We start from the raw sequence: 12,738 nt of genomic DNA on the forward strand, positions 1-12,738 counted from the left end.
ATCGTGACCGCCGGGGATCTCATGCCGCGCTGGAGGTTGGTTTTTTACTTGGACCGGTCACGTTGGGTCAAGCCGGCGGTGGTTTTGCGCATCGACTCGCCGGTCAGGGGTAGCCGGTGGGCGTTGTGCAGGAGGCGGTCGAGGATGGCATCGGCGAGGGTGGGCTCGCCGAGGTAGTCGTGCCAGTGCTCGACCGGCAGCTGGCTGGCGATGAGGGTGGAGCGCAGGCCGTGGCGGTCTTCGATCAACTCCATGAGGTCGTTGCGCTGAGAGGCGGTGAGCGGCTGGATGCCCCAGTCGTCGAGGATGAGCAGGTCGGTGCGGGCGAGCTGGTTCATGAGCCGGGAATAGGAGCCGTCGCCGCGGGCGACGGCGAGCTGTTCGAGCAGCCGAGGCAGGCGCAGGTAACGGACGGCTAGTCCCTGGCGGCAGGCCTGATTGCCGAGGGCGCAGGCGAGATAGGTCTTGCCGGTGCCGGTGGGGCCGGTGAGGCAGAGATTGTGATGGGCGCGCAGCCAAGAGCCTTCGGCGAGCGCGGCCATTGGGGGACGATGCAGGCCGCGGGGGTGGCGATAGTCGATATCCTCGATGCAGGCGGCAAGGCGCAGCTTGGCGTCCTTGAGCAAACGGCTGAGGCGGCGGTTGTCGCGGTAGAGCAGCTCCCGGTCGACGAGCAGCGCGAAGCGCTCGTCGAAGGAGAGATCGTGGGTGGCGGGCTGTTCGAGCTGTTGTTCGAAGGCCTCGCGCATGCCGGTGAGGCGCAGGGTGTGGAGCTTGTCCAGGGTTTGCTGGGTGAGCATGGTTTTGTCTCCTGTTGTAACGGGTTTCAGTTGTAGTAGTCGGGACCGCGCACGTTGCCGTGGGCCGGCAGCGCCGCGGCGGTCTCGTCATGGGCCTCATGCGGCTGGCGGTCGAGCCCCTTGTCGAGGATGGAGCTGACGGAGCGATAGGACGGTGATTGGATGGCCAAGGCCCGCGCACAGGCCGCCTCCAGCCGCGCTCGGCTGTAGCGCCGAGCGAGATTGAGCAGGCCCAGGCAGGCGCGGTAGCCGTGCTCGGGATGGGGCCGGTTGTTGAGCTGGTGTTCGACCACGTGCAGCGTCGCTACGCCGATGTCTTTGGCCCAGTTCATGAAGCGCCCCGGTGACCACTGGCGGTGCTCGCGGTGGGACTTGGGCATGTGCTCGGGGAGGGTGGAGAAGCGGCCGGCGCCCTGGCGCGGGTGCGCGGCGACGCGGTGTCCCCGGTGCAGCACCTCGATGCTGGTGGCGGTGGCGCGCAGCTCCAGCACCTGGCCGACCAGCGCATGGGGCACGCTGTAGAGGCGACCGCCGAACTCGACGTGGTAGTCGATGCCGGGCTTGACCTGTTTCCACTCGGCGTACTCGTAAGGCACCAGCGGCAGGGGTTTGAGGGCCGGCCGGTCGAGGGACTCGAACAGGTCGCGGCGGCTGTCGGGCTGGCGCTGGAAGGGGCGGCCGTTGAGTGACTCCAGCAGCTCGTGTATGGCCTGGTTGAGGGCCGCCAGGGAGTGGAAGGTGCGATGGCGCAGCCGGGCCAGAATCCACCGTTCCACGACTTGCACGGCCACCTCCACCTTGGCCTTGTCCTTCGGCTGGTAAGGGCGCGCCGGCAGGATGGCGGCGCCGTAGTGGCGGGCCAGCTCGGCGTAGGTGGCGTTGGGCTCGGGGGCGTAGCGGCAGGGCTGGCTCACCGCCGCGCGCAGGTTGTCCGGCACCCACAGCGCGGGGGTGCCGCCGAAGTAGCGCAGGGCGCGCTGATGGGAGGCGATCCAGTCCGGCAGCGCCTGGGTCCAGGTGGCCTCGGCGTAGGTGTAGCTGGAGGCGCCGAGCACGGCGACGAACACCTGCGCCTGGCGCAGCTCGCCGGTGGCGGGGTCGATCACCGGAACGGTGGGGCCGCAGTAGTCGAGAAAGAGCTTCTCGCCGGCGTGGTGAACCTGGCGCATGCTGCGCCGCTGCTGGCCCTGCCAGAGCCGGTAACGGTGGCAGAACTGGCTGTAACGGTAAGCGGCCTCGCCGTGGGTCGCCACGTACTCGGCCCACAGCAGCTGCAGGGTCACCCCCTTGCGCTTGAGCTCGTGGTGAAGGCGCGGCAGGTCCGGCTCCACGAAGCGCGCCGGGGCCGTGGGGGCGGGGAACAGCAACCGCTCCAGGGCCGCCTCGTCCATCGCCCCGGGCAGCGGCCAAGCAACGCCCTTCGCCTGGGCGAGGCTCACGTACTTGCTGACCACGCCCTTGGAGACGCCCAGCGCCCGGGCGATCTTCTCGTGGCTGAGCTTCGCCTCGTGCTTGAGGCGCAGAATCTCGGTGATGTGTCGCATGGAACTCCTCTTTGCCGGCATGTCGCCCCCTTCGAAAGTAAAAGGGCGGCTCTATGCCTGTTGGGGTTGAGAAATTCCAGCGCGGCTGAGGTGATTCCGGGAACGTGACCGCGATTTCCGGCATCGTGACCACCGATTCCGGCCGGAAGGCCAAAATCGGTCACGATCAAACGGAATCGCCGGTCACGTTCACCCGGCATGGGCGGTCACGATCAAACGGAATCGGCGGTCACGTTGGGCCGGAATACGCAATAGGCTGCGGACGGTCCTGAAAACGAACGGTCAAGCCTTTCGATAACGTTCGGTCTCTGCTATGTTTATGCAAGTGGCGTAAGCCGCTGTCCCTGCAAACGGATGAAAACAAGGAGATGATATGAAAGCGGTGCAAAAAGGTTTTACATTGATCGAGCTGATGATCGTCGTGGCGATCATCGGCGTCTTGGCCGCGGTCGCCTTGCCGGCCTACCAGGACTATACGGTTCGGGCCAAGGTTTCAGAACTGCTTCTCACGGCTGCGAAATATCGAACCGACATCACTGAAAAATGCCAGTTGGCTGGTACTTGTACCGCTTCTGGGACCAGTCTGACAGTCCAAATTGGTGGAAAGATAACGGGCGGTAGCGTTAGCGACGATGGAATTGTCAAAATAAAGGGAAGTACGGCAACTGATAGCGTAGGTGCGGCTGTAAGTATTACGCTTACTCCAAGCTGGAACTCGGCAATGGGGTCGGCTGTTTGGTCGTGCACCGGTGCGCCGGCCAGATACGTACCAGGCTCGTGCCGCTGATCGGTAACATTGCAAATTTCAGAAGCGCCCCTCTGGGGCGCTTTTTTTATCTACGGTGAAAAGCCATTGGTGCAGTGGTTTTTCCAGAAGAAGCGATAAGCGCGCTCAAGATCGCCGGTGAACCCCCGGTAGTCGATCAGAGGAGACTGGATGAACCGTGGCCGAAGCTCTGATCTCAATTGCTCGAGTTTCTTCCAGTCACTGCTGAGTCCAAGCGCGATCGCGACATAGTCGTCCTTCGTTCTGGCAATGAGTTCCGGCAGCCCTAGGTTCCTCAGCATGCTGAGAGTCTGGCGACCCACCAGCCGCTGCTGTTCCAGTGTGACGACCGGCACGCCCATCCACAGTGCGTCGAAACTGGTAAATCCGCCGCAAAAGGGAAATGGGTCGAGCGCAATGTCGATTTCGTAATAAGTATGCGCGAACTTTTCCAGTGGCGTTGCAGGCCGAAGTTCGAGCCGGGCGGGGTCTATGCCCCGTTCGACACAAAGAGCGCGAAACCTCTCGAGGTTGAGCTTGTCGCACAGAGCGAGTGTCTGGATGAGCAGGTGGCTGGTCGGCGACGCAGCCAAAATCTGTGCCCAGAGATCCAGCACTTGCGTATTGATCTTTGCCAGATTGTTCAGACAGCCGAACGTGACGTAGCCGTTCCGTTTGGCCGGCAGTTCACCCACCTCCGGCATGTCTGGATAAGGATGGTAATAGAGGCGGGTATGCGGCATCCGGTACAGCCGCTCGGAGAAATACTGCTTCTGATCCGGAGGTGATGAATACGGATCGGTGATGAACCAGTCCATCGTGGCGAGCCCCGTTGTATCGAAATAGCCAAGCCAACTCACCTGGACGGGAGCCGGCTTGCGGGCAAAAACCAAGGGCTGGGTTTTTGAGGTATGGCCGGACAAATCCACGAGAATATCGACACGGTCCTCACGGATGGCCGCCGCAACTTCATCGTCGGAAACCCCATGAATATGGCGCCAGTCATCGGACAGCGCGGCGATTCTGCGGCTCAGATCGTCCGCCTGCTCTCCGATGTGATAACAAACAACCGAAAACCGCTCCCGGTTCCGGTGTTCGAGTACGGGCAGGAAATTGTGGCCAACCACGTGCTGCCGCAGATCGGGAGAGAGATATCCAATTTTGAGGGGGCGCTCAGGATCGCGCTCATTCGGGAATTCGTGATCTTTCGGATAATGGGGTAGCGCCAGTAGTGTTTCCCAGTTGCGCAGTTCCGCCTCGTGCGCTTCCGGGGTCATGTCCGGCTCATAATTCAGGCCAGCGAGCAAGGCCGAAAACGCATGGAACTTATCCGGGGCTGCTTTCACGCATAGTCGATAGTGCTCCCTGGCTTCATCGACGCGCCCGAGCTGTACCAGACAGCGGGCGAGATTGTTGCGTATCCCGACATGTTCGGGGTTCAGTTCGAGCAGCGCCTGATGCTGCGCGATGGCCTCGCTGAGCCGGTTCCGGTGTTCCAGCGCCCTCGCCAAAATGACGCGCGCGGCATAACGTTCATAGCCATGTCTGGGTTTCGACTCGAGCAGCTCGATCACCCGGTCAAGCACTCGCGGCTCATTTCGCGTCGTTTCCGCACCCACTAGTGCGGACGCAAATGCGATATCGACGTCGTGTTCAGGTGCAAGTTCCAATACCTGTTCGAATGCCGATACGGCTTCCGGATGACGCTTCGCGTCAATCAACGCGAGCCCCAGGTTAATCCAGGCGTCCACCCTTTCCGGATTCAGCTTCGTCGAATTTTGAAGCGCTTCAATTCCTGCTTCGGTGGCACCGGACGCCAGAAGCGCATTGCCCAGGTTGAAATGAAAAAGGCTATTGTCGGGAGCATGTCGGATCGCGTTAGAAATTAGCTCCACCGCCCGATGCTGGTCACCTCTGCGGTGAGCAATGAAGCCTGCAAGGTGTAGTGCCTCCGCATGCGCCGGTTTGCTACCAAGTACTGATATAACAATCTCCTCTGCCTCATCGAACTTCTCCGAGTTAATCAGGTCGCCTGCAAGGGCGATTTTTCTGCCATACCGGAGATCGAGCGAGATGCTAGCCGTTAATCGTCGCAATATTCCCATTATATGGCTATCCGAAATACCTACGATAATCTAACGTTGTTCTAAAAGTCCAGCAGTCTCAAAAGAGAAGCCCGTCTTTTCTTTCGTATCCTGATATGACAATAACATACTAGCCCCCTCGTTTTTTGGATCAAGGGATAAAATACGATTCGCTAAGTCCATGGCAGACGACCACTCGCCGAGAGACGCGTGAAAGCGAGCAAGCCTTAGAAGCTGACTGGTGCGGGCGGCAAGAGAAAGATAAGGCCAACGGCTATTGATGTGAAAAAGAATTATATTATTGCTCGCATCAAATTTGAATTTGTCCGGCGTATATGTCTCTATTATCCTCCACTTTGATTCAAGCTGGCGTTCATCGTTACGCCAGCTTTGTTCATCATGTGCTCTGTACTCAAACACGAAGTCGTTATGAAAGGCGTGGCGTTTTCGTTTTGCTGCCAAGTGACGGAAAATTCGAATGTTAAGCGCCCAGTCGTCGGAAAGCCCTGTTTCATCGCAGCCTCCAATATCTTCATACAGGCCTCGCCTTATCAGAGCGGTTTGAACGAAGATGCCGCATTTATTTGAAACTATATGCTCATATATATCTGCCGGATAATTTTGTAGAAGCGATATTGTCTCTGGGGAGTGAACTGTTCCAATGTGGCACTTTGTAATACTGTCAAACCAGTAGCCATTTCCATACACGGCCTCAATTTCTGGCTCCTTTATCAGGATTGGCGCCTGGAGTTCGAAGCGATTCCGTATAAACAGATCATCGGAAGAGAATAAAGCCAGTAGATCGCCGCTAGCGAGAGCGGCGGCGCGGTTAAAAGTGATAGCGGATCCGCAATTGGTCGGATTTTTTGTTACCACCATAGGGACGGGTGATTGTTCACTCAGATTGTTCAGAATCGTGAATGTATCATCCGATGAATTATCGTCTACCACAATGATTTCCAAGTTGTCATATCCCTGCTGCCATATACTTTGCACTGTCTCGGATATATATTTATCGTGGTTGTAGGCCGCTATGATGACGCTGATTTTTGGATTGCGTGTTTTGCGTCCCACTGCCCGTCGAAATCTGGTTATATTTTTCAAGACCCTGCCAAATAGCATATTATAATCTCTGCAGATCATCGCTAATTAAATCGATCTGCTCTTTTATTGAGCTCCTCGAGTATCCTGTGCAACTGATGATGTTCCAAATGTGGGCCGATTGGCAGGCTAAGTATTTCTTGAGCTATTCTTTCGGCAACCGGAAGGTCGCCGGCTTTGTATCCAAGGTGGTTATAAGCCTTTTGCAAATGTGGCGGAATTGGGTAATGTATAAGCGTACCTATTCCTGCTCTAGATAGATGCTGTTGTAGAACATTACGCTCTGGAGATCGAATCACATAAAGATGCCAGGCAGGAGTCGCCCAATTCGGTACAACAGGAAAACGGATATTGGAGTGCTCCAGGGATGTGCTGTAGCGATCGGCTATGGCGGAGCGTCGTGTGTTCCATTCGTCGAGATATTTCAGCTTCACTCGCAGAACGGCAGCTTGAACCTCATCTAGACGACTATTGTGACCTTGCGTGTTATGAAGGTATTTCGAGTTGGAGCCATAATTGCGCAGCAGTCGGACCGATTTCGCAATTCCGGGGTCGTTGGTAGTTATAGCTCCTCCGTCGCCGAGAGCGCCTAAATTTTTCCCCGGATAAAAGCTCCAGGCGACGGCAAGGCCATGCGTGCCGATCCGCGCACCTTTGTAGCATGCGCCATGCGCTTGCGCAGCATCTTCCAATACTTTCAGCTGATGCCTTCGGGCGATGTCCAATATAGGATCGAGATTAGCAGGTTGACCATACATGTGTACGGGGATAATCGCCTTGGTATTCTGTGTGATGGCAGGCCTTATCCGTGAGGGATCAATGTTAAAGGTATCAAGATCCGGCTCAACGGGGACGGGTGTGGCACCGCATAGGCTTACCGCCAGCCAAGTGGCTATATATGTGTGTGAGGGTACGATAACTTCGTCGCCTTTACCAACTCCCATAGCGCGGAGAGCAAGATGCAAAGCATCGAGACCACTAGCTACGCCAATGCAATGGGCTGCCCCACAATAGGCTCCAAATTCCTTTTCGAATGCCTCGACTTCGGGGCCGAGGACGTACCAACCCTTCCGCAACGACGCGAGTACCGCTGATTCAATCTCGGCCTGCAATTCCTTGTAAGCCTTCTCTAAATCTAAAAAGGGTACGTCTATGGTTGCCACCGAGCCCTCATGAATTCCGCATAATCTCGATAATAATCTGTTTCGTCATATTTGTTGGATGCTAATACCATGCAAACAGAGCCGGATGAGAAATTGTCGAGCTCTCGCCATATCATGGGGCAGACATATAATCCATAATAGGAGCGATTTAAGTGAACGCGCTTTTTTTCTTTCCCATCGTCAAGGATGACGTCAAAACTGCCAGACATGGCGACGATAAGCTGGTGTAGGTTTTTGTGAGCATGGCCTCCACGCTCTGATCCGCCAGGGACATCATAAAGATAATAAACCCTTTCAATATCAAATGGAATGTGGGTGCTCGATTCGATAAAAGTAAGGTTGCCGCGCGGGTCTTCTATCCTGGGTAGATGCAGTATCTCGCAGAGCTTAAGATTCATCGTAGTTCACTACCACGATTGGGCCGGGAAGGAATTTTTTATATCGACGTAATGAAGCGGTAATGTCCTTCAAGCCAATTTGATAAAGATAATCGTCGGCTGTTTCTCCAATACGCATAGCGCCAAATCGTTCATGAAATTGCCAAACCTTCTTGTTATCCTTGCGGACGTCGAAGTGGGCTTGGTTAAATCCTAGGTGGCTGATCGCGTAGGCGTAAATAATGAGGGCGGATTCAATTGCGGCACTTTGTGGGGCATTGTTCTTAAGTATCCAACTTCCCCAGCAGAAGCTATCTCCGCGTTGGTCGTAGAGACGAACAACGCCAATCTCTCCTCCGAATTTGTCTTCAATAATGAAATAGGCTTGGTCAGATTTGGTGGCATAATTTTCTAGCCACTTAATTTGTTTTTCTATTTCGGGAGGGGTGTATGATAGATATTTTGACTTGCTTCTGTCTGTGCGTAACGATAGGATGAAACCAGCGTCGGCTACAGTCGCGTTACGTAATACTAAGCTTCTTCCTATCAGGTGTTTTGCTTTTTGCAGTTGTGGCATTTTGTGTCATATACTTTATCGTTATATGAGCGCCCTTGCCTCAACCCTCTTCCAGAGGCAGAGAGCGCAGAATTGTATTACTTTTTTTAACCTTAGTGGCTAGAAATCGTGTCGAGTGAAGGCGGCACTTTGTTTGGCGCAACGCCAAGGCGGTTGATGGTATCTCGCCGGAAGTTCTCATAGGTCCGAAGCGGCATGGAGCCGTAATTATCCGCCAGGGTGAGGCTGGCGAGAAAATTGCTGGCCCCGGTCATATATTCATGGACGAGGCGGTTTCGCAATTGCCGAGCCTCCAGCCAGCGGTCGACGCTTTCGATGACACCGAGCCTTTCCGCGCGATTGAGCGATTCGATCTGGCTGGCGGGCGTTCGGCGAGTTGTTCGGCGCGCTCGGGGTTCCTGTCGAGACTATCGAACCATTCGAGGTCGATCCGCTGGGCAAATACCCTGCGGTGGCTCCAGGCGAGATGGCGTGCTTCCCGGTGGACGATGTCCAGGGTGGCGAGAAAACGCCGCAAAGGCGAAAGTGTCGTTTCGTTCACAGCGCTATCCCGGCTTCACGCGCGATCCGGTATATCGGCAGTTCCGGCGTCGACGGGTCGGCTACCAGGACGTCGATCCGCTGGTCGCCCGGCCGTCTTTGAAGGCGGGCCACGAAGGTCAGGCTCTTGCGTTGTTTTTCCGCGTCGATATTCGGCAGGTCGATGTCGCCGCCGCGTTGGTCGTCGTCGGTTCTGGAACCGAACAGAACGACGCGCGCCTCGTCGCCGAACAGCTCGGCGGCGGTTTGCCGGATGACGCTGCGAGTCTGCGGGCTGATGCGCATGGATAAGCCGTTGGCGAGAGTCGGATAGTAGTTTAGCTGCTTATTTGAAATACGGAAGGTTTTGCATTCTTCCCCTGGCCGGTATCTCTCCAATCGCGCTTGGCATTCCGGAGCCTCTCCTCCAAGACGGGAGGCACGGCCTTCTTTAGTCTCGCACCTCCTGCTTTGCCAGCAGCGGCGCATTGCGCTGCACCAGGTAGATCGTGGTGAGCGGCAGGATCAGGCCAAGCAGGGCGACGGTGATGTATAGCTCGCCGAGCTGGCTGTAGTCGGCGGGGATTTTGATGGCACCGGTCGCGGTGTCTTTCACTTCGCGAGTCACCGTGAATATCTGGTTCATGTATTTGGTGCCGAGCTGCGAGAGCGAAAGCGCCAGATTGGTGAATGCGGCCATGACGGCGAAGTAGGTGGCTTTGAGGGCCGACGGGGCGGAGCGGGCGATCCAGGTCAGCATGGGGATCATGGCGATCTGGCCGAGAGGCGATTCCAGGGCGGTATCGATCAAGGCGATGGCGCGGGCGTCGATGACGCCGTAGGTGAGCGCTGCAGTCCAATGGTGGAAGCCGTAGAACATGGCGATGTTCGGCAGGTACAGCACGGCGCCGGCGACGGTGAGCGCGCCGAACACGTAGATCACCGAGCGCTCGGCCATGAAGCGGCGGAAGACGAACATGCCGAACAGGGCCAGGGCGCTGGCGAGCAGGGACAGCTTGGAGAGGAACTGCTGGTCGAAGCCGAGTTCGTCGATCATCCACCAGGTGGAACCGGCGCCGCTGGTGGGGATGGCGCGGAACACGAAGATTACGGCAGCCGTGCCGAGGAGTTCGAGTCGGGCGTCGGGAGCGAGGTCTTCGGTGAGCTGCCGCATCAGGAACAGGACGATGCCCATGGAGCCGGCGAAGACGATTTCGGCGCTGAATTTGAAATCTGCCAGGCCCATGACGACCGAAAATGCGAGGAAAGCGAGGCTGCCGCCGAGTATCCACCAGTTCACGTCCGGGGTTTCGATATGCGTGCTTTGCAGCCTTTCGATCGCGTCCATTTCGAAACCCTGGGCGGCGAGGCGCCGGGCCTCGCGATTCTTGAGCATCGCGGAAAGCCAGACGCCGCCGACGGAGACGGCCGGGATGATGAGGGCCAGCCGGTAGATTTCGAGGTAGATTTGCTTTTTCTGTTCCAGGTCCATGCTCTCCACCCCGCTGAACATGAACACATTGACGGCGGCGACCAGCAGGGTGCCGCCGATGATGGCGACGCGTCCCAGCGTCTGCATGGTGGTGTGGGCGAGCTTGAGCTGTTCGTCGGGAATGGTGTTGCCTTCGTCGTCCACGCGGGGGACGGCTTCCACGGTCATGGCGTCGGCCACCGTGTCCTGGATGACGTAGCCCATCGGGGCCAGCAGGACGGACAGCACGTACCAGCTTTCGGGCGACATGATTTCCCGCATCGCCGCCGGCTTGGCGAGCAGTCCGATCATGATGAGGAGGCTCAGGGCGACGAGCCCGGCGCCGAAATAAATCAGGCGTCCCTTGTGACGCCAAAGCAAATCGACTAGGAGTCTGTCGGACTTTCCGGTTCTGGTTCGAACCGGATTGGAGGGGCGGAAGTCCGCTGTTTCCGTTAACATAGCGGCCTATTCCGGATAGATCGCGACAAGGTGAGACCCGATGAGCCGCTTCATCCCCGTCAATCGCCACCAGCAGTATCTGCTACCGCCCTCGGTTGACGAATGGCTGCCAGCCAACCACCTGGCACGGTTCCTCGTCGAGGTCATCGATCAGCTGGATTTAAGTCGACTGACGAGCCGCTACTCGGGGCGCGGGTCGGCGGCGCACCATCCGTCGGTACTACTGGCCCTGCTGGTTTATGGTTATGCCACCGGGGTGTTCTCCAGCCGCAAGATTGAGCGGGCCACCTACGATTCGGTGGCCTTCCGCTTTCTGTCGGCGGAAACCCATCCCGATCATGACACCCTGGCCCACTTTCGCAAGACCTTTCTGGGGGAGCTGGAGGACCTGTTCGTTCAGGTCTTGAGCCTGGCGCAGGCGATGAAGCTGGTGAGGCTCGGGCAGATTTCCCTGGACGGGACCAAGATTAAGGCCAACGCCTCCAAGCACAAGGCCTTGTCTCATGGCCACATCGAGAAGTTGGAAGCGCAGTTGCGGGAGGAGGTGCAGGCCTTGTTGCAGAAGGCGGCGGAGGCCGACGGGGCGGAGGAGCCGGACGGCATCGACCTGCCAGAGGAGTTGGCGCGGCGGCAGGATCGGCTGAAGGCCCTGGCGGAGGCGAAGGCCAAGATCGTGGAGCGGGTCGCGGAGCGCGATGCCCGGGCGCAGCAGGACTATGAAGCCAAGGTAGCCCGTCGCGAAGGCCAGCGGCAGGCGGGCAAGAAGCCACGTGGGCAGGAGCCGAAGCCGCCGGAAACCGGGCCGAAGGCCAGCGACCAGATCAATCTGACCGACGAGGAATCCCGCATCATGCCGAGCCACGCGGGTTTCCTCCAGGGCTATAACAGCCAGGCTGCGGTGGATGTGGAGACGATGTTGATCGTCGCCACCACCGTCAGTCAGCAGACCAACGACAAGCAGCAGGTCGAACCGATGCTGGCCGAGATCGAGAAGCTGCCGGAAGCCTGGGGGAAGCCCGAAGCCCTGCTGGCCGACACGGGCTACTTCAGCGCCGGCAACGTGCACGCCTGCTGCGAACAGCAGATCGAACCGCTGATCGCGATGGGACGGGACAGCCATCACGTGCCGCTGGCGGAACGCCTGGCTCCGGATGCCCCGGAACCGGAAACCACCGATCCCGTGGAGAAGATGGCCTGGAAACTCAAAACGAAGGCAGGGAAGGCCCGCTACGCCAAGCGCAAATCCACGGTGGAGCCGGTGTTCGGCATCATCAAACAGGTCTTGGGATTCCGCCAGTTCTCTCTGCGCGGCTTGGAGGCAGTGGCCGGAGAATGGAAGCTGGTGGCGATGGCGTTCAATCTGAGGCGGATGCACGTGTTGGCGGCAGCGTGACAGGCTTCACGTAAAAACCAAGCGTTACACACCAATAGCGCCGCCATGGGGGAGGCGGGGCACATCTTGGTCTAGTTATCGACGCGAAACGTTGGTGACTACCCCGCCAATGCCCCCGAAAAATTCTCGATTCCAAGAATCCCGACCCGAGTAAATCCATAGTCCGACAGACTCCTAGGTGCCCCATGGGCATCTTCATCGCCCAGGGCAGCATGGCCCAGAAGCCGAGCGCGGCGAGGAATTCGGCCGAAAGCCCCAGGTATTCCTTGACGAAGAAGGTGCCGACGATGCCGGTGAGCCCGGAGATGCCGGCGGCCAGGTAGACCATGAGTGGGGGCAGGTAGCTGAACCGGACCTGGCGTCCCAATTCGAGGATGTTGGCGTCCAGCCATTGCCGGATCAGGCCGGCGTGGGTGGAGATGGATTCGCGGTCGCGGGGGGATTGGTCTTCGGGGAACTGCATGGTCGTATCGATCAGGAT

13 protein-coding genes are annotated in these 12,738 nt (G+C 58.0%); 2 read left to right on the forward strand and 11 right to left on the reverse strand.

Annotated features, from left to right (window positions below; all coding sequences use genetic code 11):
- Positions 1-44 precede the first annotated feature (44 nt).
- Together istB and istA are read right to left on the reverse strand one after the other, a co-directional pair.
- Positions 45-800 carry an IS21-like element helper ATPase IstB gene (gene istB, locus ABZN20_RS02470; protein WP_367025276.1) on the reverse strand — a complete coding sequence of 252 codons (756 nt, stop codon included), beginning with the start codon at positions 798-800 and terminating at the stop codon, positions 45-47.
- Positions 801-826: 26 nt separating this feature from the next.
- Complete coding sequence (istA, locus tag ABZN20_RS02475) at positions 827-2,365, reverse strand: IS21 family transposase (RefSeq protein WP_367025277.1); 1,539 nt, start codon at positions 2,363-2,365, stop codon at positions 827-829.
- Between the two features lie 352 nt (positions 2,366-2,717).
- Here istA and ABZN20_RS02480 point away from each other — a divergent pair, with 352 nt between their 5' ends.
- A complete protein-coding gene (locus ABZN20_RS02480) occupies positions 2,718-3,131 on the forward strand; it encodes a pilin (RefSeq protein WP_218806547.1) in 414 nt (137 codons plus the stop codon).
- Between the two features lie 50 nt (positions 3,132-3,181).
- Here ABZN20_RS02480 and ABZN20_RS02485 read toward each other — a convergent pair whose 3' ends face one another.
- The 8 genes from ABZN20_RS02485 to ABZN20_RS02520 form a co-directional block, all read right to left on the reverse strand.
- Positions 3,182-5,215, reverse strand: a complete 2,034-nt coding sequence (locus ABZN20_RS02485) for a tetratricopeptide repeat protein (protein WP_218806548.1) — start codon at positions 5,213-5,215, stop codon at positions 3,182-3,184.
- Positions 5,216-5,245: 30 nt separating this feature from the next.
- Positions 5,246-6,268 (reverse strand): glycosyltransferase, encoded by a 1,023-nt coding sequence (locus ABZN20_RS02490; RefSeq protein ID WP_218806549.1) that lies wholly within the window; start codon positions 6,266-6,268, stop codon positions 5,246-5,248.
- Between the two features lie 71 nt (positions 6,269-6,339).
- Positions 6,340-7,458, reverse strand: a complete 1,119-nt coding sequence (locus ABZN20_RS02495; RefSeq protein ID WP_218806550.1) for a DegT/DnrJ/EryC1/StrS family aminotransferase — start codon at positions 7,456-7,458, stop codon at positions 6,340-6,342.
- Positions 7,446-7,856, reverse strand: coding sequence for a sugar 3,4-ketoisomerase (locus tag ABZN20_RS02500; protein ID WP_218806551.1), 411 nt, complete (start codon positions 7,854-7,856; stop codon positions 7,446-7,448). The genes ABZN20_RS02495 and ABZN20_RS02500 overlap by 13 nt, the downstream gene beginning before the upstream one ends.
- Complete coding sequence (locus tag ABZN20_RS02505; RefSeq protein ID WP_218806552.1) at positions 7,846-8,412, reverse strand: GNAT family N-acetyltransferase; 567 nt, start codon at positions 8,410-8,412, stop codon at positions 7,846-7,848. Before ABZN20_RS02505 ends, ABZN20_RS02500 begins: the two co-directional genes overlap by 11 nt.
- 250 nt (positions 8,413-8,662) lie before the next feature.
- Positions 8,663-8,953 carry a hypothetical protein gene (locus tag ABZN20_RS02510; RefSeq protein ID WP_218806553.1) on the reverse strand — a complete coding sequence of 97 codons (291 nt, stop codon included), beginning with the start codon at positions 8,951-8,953 and terminating at the stop codon, positions 8,663-8,665.
- On the reverse strand, positions 8,950-9,237 hold the full coding sequence (locus ABZN20_RS02515; RefSeq protein ID WP_218806554.1) for a nucleotidyltransferase domain-containing protein: 288 nt from the start codon (positions 9,235-9,237) through the stop codon (positions 8,950-8,952). The genes ABZN20_RS02510 and ABZN20_RS02515 overlap by 4 nt, the downstream gene beginning before the upstream one ends.
- 145 nt (positions 9,238-9,382) lie before the next feature.
- Positions 9,383-10,783 carry a hypothetical protein gene (locus tag ABZN20_RS02520; RefSeq protein ID WP_367026645.1) on the reverse strand — a complete coding sequence of 467 codons (1,401 nt, stop codon included), beginning with the start codon at positions 10,781-10,783 and terminating at the stop codon, positions 9,383-9,385.
- 121 nt (positions 10,784-10,904) lie between these two features.
- Between ABZN20_RS02520 and ABZN20_RS02525 the strand changes: the two genes are divergently transcribed.
- Entirely contained in the window at positions 10,905-12,257 is a 1,353-nt protein-coding gene (locus ABZN20_RS02525) for an IS1182 family transposase (RefSeq protein ID WP_218806980.1), read from the forward strand.
- On the opposite strand, the gene ABZN20_RS02530 is transcribed toward ABZN20_RS02525, so the two are convergent.
- Positions 12,220-12,720, reverse strand: coding sequence for a hypothetical protein (locus tag ABZN20_RS02530; RefSeq protein WP_367026646.1), 501 nt, complete (start codon positions 12,718-12,720; stop codon positions 12,220-12,222). The genes ABZN20_RS02525 and ABZN20_RS02530 overlap by 38 nt on opposite strands.
- Positions 12,721-12,738: the final 18 nt, after the last annotated feature.

The sequence above is a fragment of the Methylococcus sp. ANG genome (genome assembly GCF_040730495.1).
In the GTDB taxonomy this organism is placed as follows: Bacteria; Pseudomonadota; Gammaproteobacteria; order Methylococcales; family Methylococcaceae; genus Methylococcus.

Coding starts and splice junctions, on each gene's coding strand:
- istB (WP_367025276.1), bottom strand. CDS start 800: ATGCTCACCCAGCAAACCCTGGACAAGCTCCACACCCTGCGCCTCACC.
- istA (WP_367025277.1), bottom strand. CDS start 2,365: ATGCCGGCAAAGAGGAGTTCCATGCGACACATCACCGAGATTCTGCGC.
- ABZN20_RS02480 (WP_218806547.1), top strand. CDS start 2,718: ATGAAAGCGGTGCAAAAAGGTTTTACATTGATCGAGCTGATGATCGTC.
- ABZN20_RS02485 (WP_218806548.1), bottom strand. CDS start 5,215: ATGGGAATATTGCGACGATTAACGGCTAGCATCTCGCTCGATCTCCGG.
- ABZN20_RS02500 (WP_218806551.1), bottom strand. CDS start 7,856: ATGAATCTTAAGCTCTGCGAGATACTGCATCTACCCAGGATAGAAGAC.
- ABZN20_RS02505 (WP_218806552.1), bottom strand. CDS start 8,412: ATGCCACAACTGCAAAAAGCAAAACACCTGATAGGAAGAAGCTTAGTA.
- ABZN20_RS02515 (WP_218806554.1), bottom strand. CDS start 9,237: ATGCGCATCAGCCCGCAGACTCGCAGCGTCATCCGGCAAACCGCCGCC.
- ABZN20_RS02525 (WP_218806980.1), top strand. CDS start 10,905: ATGAGCCGCTTCATCCCCGTCAATCGCCACCAGCAGTATCTGCTACCG.
- ABZN20_RS02530 (WP_367026646.1), bottom strand. CDS start 12,720: ATGCAGTTCCCCGAAGACCAATCCCCCCGCGACCGCGAATCCATCTCC.